Source organism: Rhodoligotrophos appendicifer (assembly GCF_007474605.1).
GTDB lineage: Bacteria > Pseudomonadota > Alphaproteobacteria > Rhizobiales > Im1 > Rhodoligotrophos > Rhodoligotrophos appendicifer.
The window spans coordinates 1-15,321 of record NZ_VHKL01000006.1 but is presented as its reverse complement, the minus strand read 5'-3'; the positions used below and the strand labels follow the sequence as shown (position 1 = coordinate 15,321).

Genomic DNA, 15,321 nt, shown 5'->3' with positions numbered 1-15,321 from the left:
CATGACGCACCCAATGACATCTTCGGCCTTCACTATGCGATTTCAATCATAACGAGAGATAAATTGAAACACACCAAAACAAATTTTAAGAGGAATGGTTAGTGAATGGTTGACGCCCTTGTCGAGGCCTGCGCCCTTTCGCCAGACGTCGATCCTCCCTATAGTCAGTCTATGAATTTGGAGACGGTAGAGACGTTCGGCTTCAGGAGAGGGGAGGGTCGTCTCCTGCTGATCGCCTGTGGTGCCCTTGCCACTGAAATCGTCACGCTCATCGAGGCCAATCAGTGGGCGATGTTCGATCTCGCGTGCCTGCCCGCTAAGCTGCACAATCATCCAGAGATGATCCCTGAGGCGGTCCGCGAAAAAATCCGCGAAGCTCGAGGTGCTTACGAGAATATCTTCGTGCTCTATGGTGACTGTGGTACCGGCGGCCTTTTGGATCGTGTGGTGGAAGAAGAAGGCGTCGAGCGGATCCCAGGTCCGCACTGCTACTCCTTCTTCACCGGCAATGACCTCTTTGCCGGCCGCGAGGACGCCGACTTCAGAAGCTTCTATCTCACCGATTATCTGGCCCGGCACTTTGACAAGCTGGTTTGGGAGGGCCTGGGCCTCGACCGCCATCCTGAGCTTCTGCCGCTCTATTTTGGCAATTACGAGAAGGTCATTTATCTCGCCCAGGTCAACGATCCCGGCTTGGACGCCAGAGCCGAGACTGCGGCGAAGCGACTGGGGCTCGGCTATGAACGCCGCTTCACCGGATATGGCGACATGGATGGTTTCCTGAGGGCGAGGACCTCCGGCTGAGGGGTCGCCGGCCGGTCTGAGCCCGGAACCTGATACTTGCCCCCGGCCGGCTCGTAATACCCGCCCTTCTCCGCGCAAAAAATGTGCCCGTCCTCGATGAGGCCGGTGCTGTCATCCAAGGTGCCTGCGGCAATGGAGATCTCGTCGGCTCCGTCGCGCTGCCAGAACAGGGTCGAGCCGCAGATTCTGCAGAAGCCGCGTGTGGCGATCTCGCTGGCCCGATACCAGGCGAGCCCCTGGTCACATGTGAGTTGAAAACGATCCAACGCTGTCGCGGTCGACGCGAGAAAGTGGCCGGTTTGCTTCCGACATTGACGACAGTGGCAGTAGACGATGGGGCGCAGAGGCTCGCCCGCCGTGAACTGGACCGCTCCGCAGAGACAGGAGCCTTCACGCTTCGAGACCATCACTCGTCATCTCCCAATTCGGATCGCGGGCCTGTATGAAATGGCGCATATGAAACCTAGCCTGGGAAGGCGCATAGGTGAAGTCGCGACCCACAGGGCAGGCCCGGCGCGCGAGGCATCCCCCATAGCAGCGCTGACCCTGAGGGCCTGTCACGTGCCGGGCGCAGCCCTCCACATCATAATCGGTGCCGGTGAAGGCGCCGACCGGACAGGCGGACAGGCAAGGCCGCGTGGGGCAGCTTTCGCAAGGGTGGTCTTGCCGGACTGGCTCCGGCAGAGACAGCGGCCGGGAGAAGAGGAGGGCAGCGCGGTAGGCATGCCACAGCCCGTAGAGGGGGTGGATCGTCAAACCCAGCGGAGAGGAAAACGCATTGCCTCCCTTGGCCGCCCAACGCTGGAACGGCAGATAAGGACGGTCAAAGGGGAATACGGCGCGGGCCCCGAGGCCCCGTGCCAAGGATGAGGCCTTGTCCCGGGTCCAGTCGTCCAGAAGGTCCTTGTCGGGCTCTCGATCGGAAATAAAGCGCTGCCACATGCCGGGGCCAGCATTGCCGATCAAGACCACGGTTGCGATCTTGTCCTCCCATTCGGGAAGAAAATCCTCAGGAGTCGGCAGAAACCAGCTCAAAGCCACAAAGCCCGAGGCTTGGATCTCCGACCATATCGTCTTCACCCCGCGGACTCCCTAAGGGGAATGTCCTTCCGCATCATCTCGCGACGGGTGATGAAGAGAGTGCTGGCGACGATGATTCCCGCCCCGATGACGACAGACCAGGTTGGAATGTCACCCCAGACAAGGAAGCCGAACAGGACAGCCCAGAAGAGACCGGTATATTCAATGGAGGCTAACATGGAGACCTCACCGTAACGACAGGCTTGGTTGAGAAAAAGTTGTCCATAGCTGCCGAAGATAGAGAGGAGAACGAACAACCCCCAGTCAAAGAGGCTCGGCATCTGCCAATTCCAGGGCAGAAGGCACATCGTTATCACCAGGACACCGGCACTGTAATAAAACAGAATCGTTGCGCTCGATTCCGTGCTGCTGAGCTGCCGCGCAGAGATTTGAGTGAGGGCGTAGAAAAGCGCCGAGCACAAAGCGAGCGCTCCTCCGAGCCCCAAGCTTCCATCGCCAGGTCGCAGGATGACAATTACCCCGACCATTCCGATGGCCAAAGCCAGCCAGCGCGCAGGACCCACTTTCTCGCCGAGAAAAAGAATGGACAGAAGCGTCATGAAAAGCGGGGCTGCAAATGCAATGGCGACCACATCCGCCAGAGGCAGCATGCGCAGAGCATAGTAAAACAAAAGCATCGTGATCAGGTTGAAGAGCGACCGTGTGAGATGCCCGGATATTCGGTTCGTGCGCAGCTGTGCGAACCCGCCGCTGCGCTGTGCGACGACCAGAGCGAGAGCCAAGCCGCCGATGTAGCGGAGGAAGATTATCTGAGGGATCGAATAGCTCGCCGCAAGCCATTTGACGAGCACATCCAATACGCAGAGGCAAAATATGGCGGCAAGAGCAAAAAGGATGGCTTTGCGGGGGGACCGGCGTAATCCACCGACAAGATGAGTGTCGGGAGTGGTCGTCGCACCGGCTATCTTTACTGTAGCTAAGTCGGTCACGGTGCGGCCATTTGCTCTTGATGCGATGAGCCATAGCCTGAAGTCAAGGAACGGCCAAGTGGAAAGCAGGACGGGCTCTACATAGCTGGGTTGTGAATTCCACGGGTCGATTGCTTCGGCGCAGCAATTTTGCAGATGGTGCTCGAATCGCTGTGGCTTCGCACGCTGCGTCCGTGCATCAATCCGAATGACGCAGGACCGCTTTGCAAAGAGCCTGCGCAAGCCAGCTCACCGCTGTGGGTGTATGAACTCAGGCCCGAGCAAACAGGAAAGCAGCGCCATGCAAGAAGCGGCAGAGGCTACGAAACGTCAGCGGTCAGGTCGGCGGCACCGTGAGGCCAGCGATGTCACCGGACAGGCCGTGCCACAGCTTCCCTGGCAGCAGCCGAAGCTCACCGTGGCGCCGATGCACATCATCTCCGATGACCAGGTGGAGGCTATTCACCGTGCCTCGCTGGACGTCCTGAAGGAGATCGGGATGGACTTCCTTCTGCCGGAGGCGCGTGACCTGCTACGACGTGCGGGTGCAGATGTAGATCCAAATTCAGAGCGGGTCAGGTTCGATCCCGCCCTGATCGAGGAGCTGATCAAGACAGCACCCGAGCGGTTTACGCTGCATGCCAGAAATCCAGAGCGGAACATCGAAATGGGGGGGAATTCGATCGTCTTCTCCTGCATCTCCAGTCCGCCAAATGCGTCAGACATGGATCGAGGAAGACGGATCGGCAACACGGAGGATTACTGCAATCTCCTCAAGCTGGCACAGTATTTCAACACCATCCACATGGTCGGTGGTTATCCCGTCGAGCCCGTCGATATGCATCCTTCCGTCCGCCATCTGGATGCTTTGCGGGCTCAGATCGTGCTTTGCGACAAGGTCGGCCATGCCTATTCACTCGGGAAGGAGCGCATCGTCGACGGGATGGAAATCTGGCGGCTCGGGCGCGGCGTATCACACGAGCAGTTCGCGTCAGAGCCGTCTATGGTCTCAATCATCAACACCTCTTCGCCGCTCCGGCTCGATTCTCCAATGCTCGGCGGGATCCTGGAAATGTCCGCAAAAGGCCAGGCGATCTGCATCACACCCTTCACACTTGCGGGGGCAATGGCACCGGTGACGCTGGCCGGGGCCATCGTCGAACAGAATGCCGAGGCCTTGGCTGGCATTGCAATGACGCAGATCGTGCGAAAAGGCGCACCTGTGATCTACGGCGCCTTTACCTCGAACGTGGACATGAAGTCGGGTGCGCCGGCCTTCGGCACGCCCGAATACATGAAGACGGCCATTATCGGCGGACAGCTGGCGCGACGCTATAAGCTGCCCTATCGCACGTCCAATACCTGCGCTGCCAATACAGTGGACGCGCAGGCAGCTTATGAGTCCGTCTTTTCGCTATGGGGAGCGGTTATGGGAGGCGGCAATCTCATCAAGCACGCCGCAGGATGGATGGAAGGCGGCCTCGTCGCCTCGTTCGAGAAATTCATTCTCGATGTCGACCTCCTTCAGATGGTGACCGAATTTCTGAAGCCGGTCATCAGTGGCGATGCGGAACTTGCCCTGGACGCCATGCGGGAGGTCGGGCCCGGAGGGCACTTCTTCGGGGCACAGCACACCCAGGAAAGATACCGGACGGCCTTCTACTCTCCCATTCTCTCTGATTGGCGCAATCACCAAAGCTGGGTCGAGGCCGGAAGCCCCGATGCGGCACAGAAGGCAAACCGCGTGTTCAAGCAAGCGCTTGCAGATTACGTTCCGCCACCGATCGATCCAGGGATTCTGGAGGAGGTCGACGCGTTTGTAGAACGTCGAAAGCGAGAGGGTGGCGCACCAACGGATTTTTGAGGGACACAGGGCTTCGAAGGCAGAGCTCGTGAAGCGCTCTCGCAGGTCGCCCCGGGAATGACCGGTTATACAGAGACGTTCATGTCGCAAATGGCGATCTTATCAACATGAAGGAAGGTGCCTAGGAAGCGGCATCTTTCGGCCTGGCAGCGCCTGTCGTTAGCGATGCCGCCGCCGCCGCCCCTGGCGGGCTGAACCATCGTCCGAAGTCTTCTGTTCAGGCAGAGTGACGACCTGGGCGAGATGGGGATAGAGCGCCGTCTTGTGAGGAAAGGCCATGGCACTGACGAAGTGCTCCTGGAACTTCGGCTCGATGGCGGTCTCGATCTTCTCTATTCGGGTGACAACGTCCTCGATCTCTCGCCGAGCCTTGCCGTTGAGGAGGGCAATGCGGGCGCCTGTTCCGGCAGCGTTGCCGGCGGAAGACACTTTGTTCAACGGGCAATCGGGGATCATGCCCAGGACCATGGCGTGCTTCACGTCAATATGGCTGCCAAAGGCGCCGGCGAGAGTGATGCGGTCGACGGCGTCAATCTCAAGATGGTCCATCAGCAGGCGTGCGCCGGCGTAGAGTGCAGCTTTGGCGAGCTGGATCTGCCGGATGTCGTTCTGCGTAACCCGGATTTCCGGCTCCCCTGCGCGAAGCAGATAGGTGAATGTCCGGCCGTTGGGCTGGATGCGAGACGTCGCCGACGCCAAGCTGCCGTCAATCATGCCGTCGGAGGTGACTATTCCTGCCAGAAACATCTCGGCGATGGCTTCGATGATGCCGGAGCCGCATATGCCCGAGATGCCGAGGGACGCGGTCGCATCGGAGAAGGCGGGATCGTCAGACCAGAGATCGCTGCCGATGACCTTGTAGCGGGGCTCCAAGGTTGAGGGGTCGATGCGGACGCGTTCGATCGCTCCCGGGGCCGCCCGCTGGCCAGATGAAATCTGGGCGCCCTCAAAGGCTGGACCCGTGGGGGAGGAGCAGGCGAGCAACCGATGTCGGTTTCCGAGCACAATCTCCGCATTGGTCCCGACGTCGACTATTAGCCAGTTCTCGTCCTGGAGATAGGGACCCTCGGACAACACAACAGCGGCCGCATCCGCTCCCACGTGACCGGCGATGCAGGGAAGGATGTAAACGCGTGCATCGGGATGCATCCTCACGTCCAGTTCACTCGCCCATAGCGTCTGCGAGGTGGAGGTCGCAAGGGCAAAAGGGGCTCCGCCCAGTTCGATCGGGTCGATCCCAAGCAGGAGGTGGTGCATGACAGGATTGCCGACAAAGACCCCTTCGACGATGTTGGTGCGTTCAATGCCCGCTTCGGCCGCGACCTGTCCGATCAACGTATTCAAAGCGTCACGCACCGCGGCCGTCATCTCCACGTCGCCGCCCGGGTTCATCATGACATAGGAGACCCGGCTCATGAGATCTTCGCCGAACCTGATTTGGGGATTCATGAGCCCCGCTGAGGCGATGACATCGCCCGTTGCCAGGTCGCACAGATGCGCCGCGATGGTCGTGGAGCCGATATCAATGGCGACTCCGTAAATCCTGTCATGGAACCGTGGCCACACGGCAACTACGCGGTTCCGGCTGCGAATGGCGCCGTGATAAACCGCGACCGTGACCTTCCAGTCGCCCTCCCGAAGAGCTTTCTGCAGGCGTTGAATCGTGCGAAGGTCGGCGTAGGCATCCGCAATGTTCCATTGCTCCCGCAGCGCCGTATAGAGACGCTCGAGATCGCCCGTGGGGGCATGCATGTCTGGCTCGACCACCTCGACATAATAAAGTCGCGTCACCGGATCGAGTTCGATGGCGCGGACCTCGGCGCGCTTACGAACCACTTGTTTATGGACCTGGCTGTCGGCAGGGACGTCAATCACCACGTCGCCAAGAAGTTTTACCTGACAAGAAAGTCGGCGCCCCTGCTTGAGGCCGCGCTTTTCATCATATCGCTGTTCGGTTGCCGAAACCGGGGTCAGATGGTCGGACCGTGAGGTCAAACCGTGCTTGGCGAACGAGCCCTCCGAGAGCTGAACCTGACAGCGCCCGCAAATGGCTCGGCCACCGCAGACGCTGTCAATGTCCACGCCAAGGGCACGCGCCGCTTGAAGTACCGGCGTGCCAATCGGAAACCGACCCCGTTTGCCTGAAGGCGTGAAGACAATCAGGGCCTCGTCCGCGGCTTCTTCTTCCGTGTTCGCCGAGGCGTTCGCCAGCACTGCTTCGACGCTCATACTTTTTTTCACTCCAGGTACGTGTGCCGTCAGAGACGCCTGCGCCGACGATTTTCACGGTCGCGACGGCGTGCATCGGATTCACTTTCCGGCGTGACGTCTGCCCCCGTCACCGCTTCGGGTATGGGGTCGCGAAACTTGCGCACCCAGGCCCGACAGTCGCGATCCACTCCATTGAGGACATTGGCCGCCATGATGGCGTGCATGTCCTCGTCATGGAGAGGATTCATAATGGCGGATGTCATCCCATTGGAGGACGCCATGGACAAAAAATGACCGTTCAGCAGGCGTCGGTTCGGCAGCCCAAAGGAAATGTTAGAGGCGCCACACGTGGTATTTACCTTTAACTCGTCCTTAAGCCGACGCAGCAGCGCGAAAACCTGGCGGCCGGCTGTGCCCATGGCGCCAATCGGCATGACGAGAGGATCAACGACCACGTCCTGAGGCTTGATTCCATAGTCTGAGGCGCGATTGACGATCTTCCTGGCGACCTCGAAACGTACATTGGGGTCTTCCGAGATGCCCGTTTCATCGTTGGATATGGCAACCACTGCACAATCATATTTCTTGATGAGCGGCAATACGCGGTCCAAGCTTTCGTCTTCTCCGGTCACCGAGTTGACGAGAGGGCGCCCCTTGTAGACGGCCAGGCCCGCCTCCAAAGCGTCGATGATGGAGCTATCGATGGAGAGGGGCACGTCGACGAGGCTTTGCACGAGCTGTATCGCTTCCGCCAAGATCCTGGGCTCGTCCGCCAAGGGTATGCCCGCGTTGACATCGAGCATCGTCGCGCCCGCCTGCACTTGGGCAAGGGCATCCCGCTCCACGGTCGAATAGTCGCCAGCCTTCATTTCCGCGGCCAGCTTTTTGCGCCCCGTCGGGTTAATACGCTCTCCGATCACACAGAAGGGGCGATCGAACCCGATCACAATTTCCTTGGTCGCCGAAGCAAGAATCGTCTCTGTCATTTAGATCTCCGGAATGGCGCCAATAGATTTACATCAGCGAGGCTCAGCCCAGCCGCCGTTATCGATGAGTGTCTTAATCAGTGTCCTGTCATAGGCGGCCTCGAAACCGGCTGCGGCCTTATCAGCCTCGAGGACCAGGTCGTCACCCACCTGTTGCGGCGCGGCGCGGCGCCACTCCTCCAGATACGCATCGGTTCCGGCGGCTCCGCTTCGCATCGCTGCCATATCGATGGCTTCCTGAAACTTGTCAGAGAGCTGCCGCTTTTCAGTTTTACGTCCCGCCTTGACGATCACCTGGGCGGGGATATCCCGCCAGTAAACAACGATCAGGTCGGCCATCGAACGCCTCTCACCGGCATGTGACGCACATAGGTTTCCAAAGCAGGTATGGGGGCGTATTCAAACGCAAACGCGTATTCCTCCGACGTGCGGTCATCTGAAAGCGACACAGGCCCTAGGGAAGGCCTAAAGTAGGAAATCGCCTTCGGCCATGGCTGTACCTCCCCTGCCTCCAGCGGATGCGATGTTTTCGGAAGCCGATAAATCGCTAGTGTCAGCGATGTGAGCCAGCTCGCCGGAATTCATCGGCGGGCAAATCTGCAGTATGGCTCCCCCGTGGGTGGCCGAGAATACAGAAGAAGGGTCCATCCGGTCCTCTGTCGGAGGCACGAGAATGCTCATAGATTGTGCCAATGAGGTGCCATTTTCTTGGGCGACAACCTCAATGTTGAGCTTATCAAAAGGAGTGTAGCCGTCGCCGTTGTAGCGAGCTCCCTCGGGCGTCCCGGCAGTGTTAGCCTCATACTTTGTTCCGGCCCATTCGCCCCGAAGCTGTGCAATTACCGACGGACCGTACTGGATGATCTCGATACCGCTTATGCCTTCGCCGGAAAGGTTGATCGTAATGGGACCGCCGTCGACCCGGCCCGTAATGCTGAAGCCGCCATCGTGTTTGAACACTTGCAGTTCATCGCTCTGCGAGTTGTTCAGCACCAGTGACCCCGCTGTCCATTTCTCCGAAACCGTATGAGAAGGACCGAATTCTCGGGTGGATGCCGTCGGCGCATCCACAGTCGCGCCCAAGACAAGTTGTACCGGGCCCAAGCTGTGAACAGATTTTCCCGCCGAGAGGGCGGCGGGGTCCGAACTCTGATCAGCTGGCAAAAGAAATGAGGGATTGGGCGTCATGGCAAAGGTCCTAAAATGAAAAACTCAATGTGTCCAATATGTCATTGGGATACGGCGACTACAACCCCAGATGGTGGTTAACGATGCTTGGAGCGCGGCGCTCGAGGTGCGCGTCGCTGATGGTGCATCGGTTGACGTTTCAGGGCCGGTCAGCCCTCTCATTCGACGCTAGTTAAGGCTGAAAGTCATTCCGAGGTCGAAGCATGACCGAAGTTACCCCCAGTGAACCCACCGATCGTCATTCCCGGCGCGGCGGAGGAGCAGCCGAAAGGCGCCAACGCCGTTCGGGTGGCGCCTTACCAAGCCTCAAAAACATTTCGCGAAACATCCCTCTTTACGAGACCTTGAGTGAAGAGGGTCTCCAGATCATCGAGCGAAATGCGGACGTTGTCCTTGAAGAAATCGGTGTCGACTTCAGGGAAGATCCCGAGGCCTTACAGATGTGGCGGGATGCCGGAGCCGATGTGAAAGGTGAACGGGTTCACTTTCCAAATGGACTGTGCCGTGAGCTCCTGAAATTGGCACCGAGAGAGTTCATACAATATGCGCGCAACCCCGAGCGCAATGTGGTTATCGGGGGAAAGAACACGGTCTTTGCACCCGTGTACGGCCCACCCTTTATTCGAAATCTCGACGAAGGCCGCCGCTATGCCACGTTGGAGGACTTTCGGAACTTCGTAAAACTCGCTTATTTGGCCCCGGCAATGCACCATTCGGGAGGCACCGTCTGCGAACCGGTCGATGTGCCCGTGCACAAGCGGCATCTGGATATGGTGTATTCACATATCCGCTATTCGGATAAGCCCTTCATGGGATCAGTTACTGCGCCAGAGCGGGCCGAAGATTCAGTCGAAATGGCGAAACTTCTGTTTGGTGCGGATTTTGTCGACCAGAACTGCGTCCTGATCAACTTGATCAACGCCAACTCACCCTTAGTCTTCGATTCGACGATGCTGGGTGCACTCAAGGTTTATGCGAGGAACAATCAGGCCACCATAATCTCACCGTTCATCCTGGCCGGGGCGATGTCACCGGTGACGGTTATCGGAACGTTGACGACGATCCTGGCCGAGGCCATGGCCGGAGCCGCGTTCTCCCAATTGTGCCGGCCGGGGGCACCCGTCGTATTCGGTACCTTCGCCAGTTCGATATCCATGCAGTCGGGGGCGCCGACTTTCGGATCGCCCGAGCCTTCCCACGTTCTCTATGGAGCGGCTCAGCTCGCTCGGCGCTTGGGCATCCCTTTTCGGTCCGGCGGCTCCCTCTGTGCCTCTAAAGTCCCGGATGCTCAAGCCGCGCACGAGAGCACCCAAACCCTGATCCCAACCCTCTATGCAGGAGTCAACTTTGTTCTCCACGCAGCAGGATGGTTAGAAGGTGGACTGGTCTCCTCCTATGAGAAATTCATCATCGATGCAGATCAGCTTGGTATGATGCAACGCTTCGCTGAAGGCGTTGACTTATCGGAAAATGGGCAAGCCATGGATGCCATTCGCGACGTTGGGCCTGGAAGCCACTTCCTTGGTTGCGCCCATACGCAGGCAAATTTCGAAACGGCCTTTTACCGCTCATCAATCGCGGACAATAACTCCTTTGAGCAATGGCTCGCGGAGGGCGAGAAAGATGCCGCTCAGCGCGCCAACGTCAGTTACAAACGCATGCTCAAGGAGTATCAAGCCCCGGCTCTTGATCCCGGTATTGATGAGGCGCTGCAGGCCTTCATGACCAGCCGAAAAGCCGTGTTACCGGATTCGCTGACCTGACCCTCAGCTTGACATCTACCTTGCTGACGTGCGGTAGGATGACGCGGCAAATGTCGGTTGAGGAGGTCAAGGTTTCATGAGTGATTATAGCTTCGCGTCGGCGACGGCGTTGGTTTCCGCCTTGCACTCGGGAGCCATCTCCTCCCGCGAGCTGCTGGAGATGTTCTGGGCCAGGGTTGAGAAATTTAATCCGGCATTGAACGCGATCATCTGGAGCGACATCGAGGCTGCCCGAGCAGCTGCTGAGGCGGCTGACCGACGTTTGAGTTCAGGAACTCCGTTGGGTCTTCTCGACGGGCTGCCCATGACAATCAAGGAATCGTTTCAGTTGGCTGGCTCACCCACCACTTGGGGCGATCCAACCTTTAGAGACAATGTCACCGACACTGATGCCGATGCCGTCAAGCGCCTAAAGGCACAGGGCGCGATTATTTTCGCAAAGACGAATGTGCCGCTGATGTTGGCGGACTGGCAGAGCTTCAACGACATCTACGGGACCACCAATAATCCTTGGGATGTCACCCGAGTGCCGGGAGGTTCCTCAGGAGGTTCCGCAGCCGCACTTGCCGCCGGCCTGACAGGCCTTGACGTCGGTTCGGACATTGGGGCATCGATCCGAAACCCTGCACATTATTGCGGTGTCTATGGGCATAAGCCCACTTATGGGATCGTGTCCTATCGAGGGCACGCCCTGCCGGGAGGGGTGACAACGTCTGACATTACCGTCGCAGGCCCTCTGGCACGCTCAGCAACGGATCTGTCGCTGGCGCTGGGAATTATTGAGGGGCCAGAAGACATTGATGCGATGGGCTGGCGCCTGGTCCTGCCGAGGGCGCAGAAGAAACATTTCAAAGACTTAAAGATCGCGGTGATGCTTAATGACAAAGCCTCAGACGTTGATCAGTCGATTCAGGCCGAACTTGTCAAGCTTGCCGAATTTCTCGAGAAGCAGGGTGCAAAAATCGATTTCAAAGCTCGGCCCCGCTTCGAGACATCTGAGGTCGTCGACGTCTACATCGCGCTCCTGCGTGCGGCGACCAGTCGGCGGCAAACCGGCCGAGATTTTCTTCGCAATGTCGAGCTGTCGCAGTCACTGCCCGTTGAGGATCAGAGCTATTTCGCGAGAATGGTGCGGGCCAATGTTCTGCCGCATCGGGAATGGCTCAAGATCAATGAGCGCCGCCATCACATGCGGCTCGCCTGGGCAGATTTTTTTCGTGAATGGGACCTCATGCTCTGTCCCGCTGCTGCCTCTGCAGCATTCCCGCATGACCAGGTGGGGGAACGGCATCAGCGCACCATCGAAGTGAATGCGAAACGGGTCCCAACCACTGATCAACTCTTCTGGGCGGGTTATTCGGGATGCTTTTATCTGCCGAGTACGATCGCGCCGATCGGTTCAGATCCGATGGGTCTGCCTATCGGCGTTCAGATCATTGGAGCGCAATACTTTGATTATTCTACAATAGCGTTCGCGGAACTTCTCGAACACGAATATCGCGGGTTCATAGCGCCGCCGGGATTCCGCTAAACATTGCCGTAAATATAGTTCCCAGCCAAAAATCGGGGTGTTAGGCTTCATCGGGAGCTGCGCGTTCGCGCGTATGCCAAGAGGCCTAAAGGCTCGAAACACAGGGGAGGGGTTTCTCCGTAATCGGGCAATAGGGGGAAATGGGAGTGGATAATGACAAACAAAAATGAACATCCTGGACTACTATCGCTAAAGACCCAGCTGTCCAATGGTAAAATATCCCGCCGAGAGTTCCTGCGATATTCTACTCTTTTGGGGATATCTGCCGGTTCGGCTTATATGTTAGCTGGAAAGATCACGGGAAATCCGATTGCGATGCCGGCCATGGCGCAGGCGATGCCGAAAGGCGGCACCCTCAAGATTGCCATGCGGGTGCCGAAGATCGACAATCCAGCTACTTATTCGTGGATCTACGACTCCAATATCCTACGCCAAGTCTGCGGATATATGAGCAGGACCGGCGTCGACAATGTGACACGTCCACATCTTTTGGAAAAATGGTCGCCCTCTGAAGATCTTAAAACCTGGACCCTCGGCGTCCGCGATGTGAAGTGGCATAAGGGCAAGCCACTGACTGCTCAAGATCTTGCATGGAACATAGCGTATCGGCTGAAACCGGAGACGGGCTCATCGGTTCTGGGCCTGATGAGCTATATGGTTAAAGAGGTCGACACCGGTAAGAAGGACGACAAGGGTAATCCCATCATGGCGACAGAGCTGTGGGACGCCAATGCCATCGAAGTCGTTGACGACAAGACTCTCAAGCTGAATCTGAAGGAAGCACAGATCGCTGTGCCAGAACATCTGTTCCATTATCCCTTCGGTATTCTCGATCCGGAGGAGGGCGGCAAGTTCGGTGCAGGCTCCAACGGAACGGAGGCTTTCGAGCTTGCAGAGGTCGAGGTCGGTCGCAGAGCGCTTCTCAAGGCACGGAACGACTATTACGGGGACGGGCCTTATCTGGATGCCATCGAGTTCATCGATCTCGGCGACAATCCGGCAGCGGTCGCGGCGGCGATTGCATCGAAGCAGGTTGACGGAATCTATGAAGGCAATATCGAACAGCTTGATATTTATAAGCAAATGCCGGACATTCAGGTCTATGACGTCGTTACGGCCGATACCTGCGTGGCTCGAATGCAGGTGGATCATGAATGGTTCAAGGATCCCAAGGTTCGCCAAGCGGTGCGATATGCGACCGACCAAAAGCAAGTGCTCGACATCTCACATCGTGGATTAGGGGCAGTTGCTGAACATCATCACGTTGCTCCCGTGTTGCCGGATTATGCGGAGATCCCGATGATCGAACGGGATCTCGACAAGGCAAAGGCCCTGCTGGCTGAAGCCGGTCATGCGGACGGAATCGACATCGAAATTTACTGCAAACCGGATCCATCGTGGGAGCAGACGGCTGTGGAAACGATGGTCTCGCAGTGGAAGGACGCCAATATCAGGGCAAAGATCAACGTGGTTCCATCGGCCAAGTATTGGGAAGTCTGGAACACGGTGCCTATGGGCTTTACAAGCTGGGTGCACAGGCCTCTAGGCACAATGACTCTTGCTTTGGCCTATCGCGCAAATGGAGCCTGGAACGAGAGCAAGTTCAATAATCCGGAGTTCGAGAGTCTGCTGACGAAGGCAGAGGGAACTCTGGACATAACAGAACGTAAGAAAATCATGGCTCAGATCGAGACCCTCATGCAAAACGAAGGGCCCCTTTGCCAACCGATATGGCGATCACTTTTTGTCGTATATGATAAAAAGGTGAAGGGCTTCCAGATGCATCCGACGCGTTACATCTTTGGGGAGACCCTGGCCATCGAGGGGTAAGAGCGTTCTCCAAAGACCCTCAATGACTTCCGCGCCTCTTCGTGTTTCGAAGAGGCGCTTTGCATTCGACAGGCGGGCGCCGAGGCGCGGGCGTCCAAGGAGTATTGTCATGAAATTTGCTGTCGTTTTGGCTCTTTTTCTGCTGCAGATCACAGGCGGCGAACTTGCAGCTCTGACTTTAAAAAACCAAGACACAACCCTGACGACGGTCACGATCATTGCTGATGATGAAGAGCAATCCTATGAGATCGCGCCAGGTGAGACGATATCCGACATCTGCATGAAGGGATGCATTGCGATCTTCGGCGATGGCGAAGAAATCGAGATGAAGGGAACGGAGGCCGTTTCGGTCGAGGACAGCATTCCCAACATCGAAAAACAGGCGCGTTAGCAGCATTCTCGGCACTTAACCAGCTTGAGTCCTATACGCCGGTGATTCAGCTGAACTGCGATGCATAAAGGCATCAAAATGAACCATTGTCCCCTCGGCATTGATGTTGATCACGGCGTACATAGGAGGCTCTATGCTGTATGAGCTTGATACGCTGCTGGGTGTCAGGGGGACTTGATAAACGAGCCCGGGTACGCCCGAGCACAGGATCCCCTGCCATGTGCAAAACATCGGCCGATGCACGTGTCCGAAGAAGAAGTGGTGAACCGGGCGATCGGCAATAAGCTCTGCAATTTTACCACCGTCTGCCAGTCTTGTTCCGTCAGGAAGAGCAATGTTCACGTCAAACGGGGGGTGGTGACTAAAGATCAACAAAGGCAAGTCTGGCGCGCTCTCAAGTTGGTCTCTGAGCCAACTCAGTCGGAGATCACAATAACCACTTCCACTCGATTCCGGACCGACCGAGTCTATGAAGATGCAAAACGCCTCAGCGGTCTGATGCGTAAACTGCGCATAACCATTTTCGTCTCGGGGGTGGTTCGTGAAAACTTCAAAAAACCGATCACGGGAATCGTGACCGCCAATCATCAAGAATGTCGGAATTTGAAACTTCGCCAAGCGATCTTTCAGAGCGGCATAGGCTTCAATCTCGCCTTGATTGTGCAGGGCGGTGACAAATTAGGCCATGGAGCGCCGACGTGATGGCGGTGCGGGCGGAGTAAAAGCCGTCCATTGGCTAGGCTG

The 15,321-nt window shown here is 57.4% G+C and carries 14 protein-coding genes; 7 read left to right on the top strand and 7 right to left on the bottom strand.

Annotated features, from left to right (window positions below; genetic code table 11):
• Nucleotides 1-105: 105 nt before the first annotated feature.
• Nucleotides 106-804, top strand: a complete 699-nt coding sequence (locus FKM97_RS14150; protein ID WP_342783556.1) for a DUF1638 domain-containing protein — start codon at nucleotides 106-108, stop codon at nucleotides 802-804.
• Here the strand turns inward: FKM97_RS14150 and FKM97_RS14145 are convergent.
• The 3 genes from FKM97_RS14145 to FKM97_RS14135 are packed head-to-tail and all read right to left on the bottom strand — an operon-like array spanning nucleotide 738 to nucleotide 2,834.
• Nucleotides 738-1,211, bottom strand: coding sequence for a GFA family protein (locus FKM97_RS14145; protein ID WP_144293386.1), 474 nt, complete (start codon nucleotides 1,209-1,211; stop codon nucleotides 738-740). The two genes, FKM97_RS14150 and FKM97_RS14145, sit on opposite strands and share 67 nt — an antisense overlap.
• Entirely contained in the window at nucleotides 1,195-1,884 is a 690-nt protein-coding gene (locus FKM97_RS14140; protein WP_144293085.1) for a hypothetical protein, read from the bottom strand. Before FKM97_RS14140 ends, FKM97_RS14145 begins: the two co-directional genes overlap by 17 nt.
• Nucleotides 1,881-2,834, bottom strand: a complete 954-nt coding sequence (locus FKM97_RS14135) for a DMT family transporter (RefSeq protein ID WP_170240916.1) — start codon at nucleotides 2,832-2,834, stop codon at nucleotides 1,881-1,883. The genes FKM97_RS14140 and FKM97_RS14135 overlap by 4 nt, the downstream gene beginning before the upstream one ends.
• Nucleotides 2,835-3,114: 280 nt before the next feature.
• Here FKM97_RS14135 and FKM97_RS14130 point away from each other — a divergent pair, with 280 nt between their 5' ends.
• Entirely contained in the window at nucleotides 3,115-4,677 is a 1,563-nt protein-coding gene (locus tag FKM97_RS14130) for a trimethylamine methyltransferase family protein (RefSeq protein WP_144293083.1), read from the top strand.
• A 159-nt stretch (nucleotides 4,678-4,836) separates the two neighbouring features.
• On the opposite strand, the gene FKM97_RS14125 is transcribed toward FKM97_RS14130, so the two are convergent.
• The 4 genes from FKM97_RS14125 to FKM97_RS14110 all read right to left on the bottom strand — a co-directional run bounded on the left by FKM97_RS14125 (nucleotide 4,837) and on the right by FKM97_RS14110 (nucleotide 9,062).
• Entirely contained in the window at nucleotides 4,837-6,906 is a 2,070-nt protein-coding gene (locus FKM97_RS14125; protein WP_144293082.1) for an ASKHA domain-containing protein, read from the bottom strand.
• A gap of 29 nt (nucleotides 6,907-6,935) precedes the next feature.
• Nucleotides 6,936-7,874: a methyltetrahydrofolate cobalamin methyltransferase gene (locus tag FKM97_RS14120; RefSeq protein ID WP_144293081.1), complete on the bottom strand. Its 939-nt coding sequence runs from the start codon at nucleotides 7,872-7,874 to the stop codon at nucleotides 6,936-6,938.
• Nucleotides 7,875-7,907: 33 nt separating this feature from the next.
• On the bottom strand, nucleotides 7,908-8,213 hold the full coding sequence (locus FKM97_RS14115; protein ID WP_144293080.1) for a virulence factor: 306 nt from the start codon (nucleotides 8,211-8,213) through the stop codon (nucleotides 7,908-7,910).
• Between the two features lie 126 nt (nucleotides 8,214-8,339).
• Complete coding sequence (locus FKM97_RS14110) at nucleotides 8,340-9,062, bottom strand: hypothetical protein (RefSeq protein ID WP_144293079.1); 723 nt, start codon at nucleotides 9,060-9,062, stop codon at nucleotides 8,340-8,342.
• A 203-nt stretch (nucleotides 9,063-9,265) separates the two neighbouring features.
• Between FKM97_RS14110 and FKM97_RS14105 the strand changes: the two genes are divergently transcribed.
• The 5 genes from FKM97_RS14105 to FKM97_RS26715 all read left to right on the top strand — a co-directional run bounded on the left by FKM97_RS14105 (nucleotide 9,266) and on the right by FKM97_RS26715 (nucleotide 15,279).
• Nucleotides 9,266-10,825: a trimethylamine methyltransferase family protein gene (locus tag FKM97_RS14105; protein ID WP_144293078.1), complete on the top strand. Its 1,560-nt coding sequence runs from the start codon at nucleotides 9,266-9,268 to the stop codon at nucleotides 10,823-10,825.
• A 76-nt stretch (nucleotides 10,826-10,901) separates the two neighbouring features.
• Entirely contained in the window at nucleotides 10,902-12,356 is a 1,455-nt protein-coding gene (locus FKM97_RS14100) for an amidase (protein ID WP_144293077.1), read from the top strand.
• Between the two features lie 153 nt (nucleotides 12,357-12,509).
• Entirely contained in the window at nucleotides 12,510-14,186 is a 1,677-nt protein-coding gene (locus tag FKM97_RS14095) for an ABC transporter substrate-binding protein (RefSeq protein ID WP_144293076.1), read from the top strand.
• Between the two features lie 109 nt (nucleotides 14,187-14,295).
• Nucleotides 14,296-14,577, top strand: coding sequence for a hypothetical protein (locus FKM97_RS14090; protein WP_144293075.1), 282 nt, complete (start codon nucleotides 14,296-14,298; stop codon nucleotides 14,575-14,577).
• A gap of 243 nt (nucleotides 14,578-14,820) precedes the next feature.
• Nucleotides 14,821-15,279 carry a hypothetical protein gene (locus tag FKM97_RS26715; RefSeq protein ID WP_246105089.1) on the top strand — a complete coding sequence of 153 codons (459 nt, stop codon included), beginning with the start codon at nucleotides 14,821-14,823 and terminating at the stop codon, nucleotides 15,277-15,279.
• The last annotated feature ends 42 nt before the right edge of the window (nucleotides 15,280-15,321 follow it).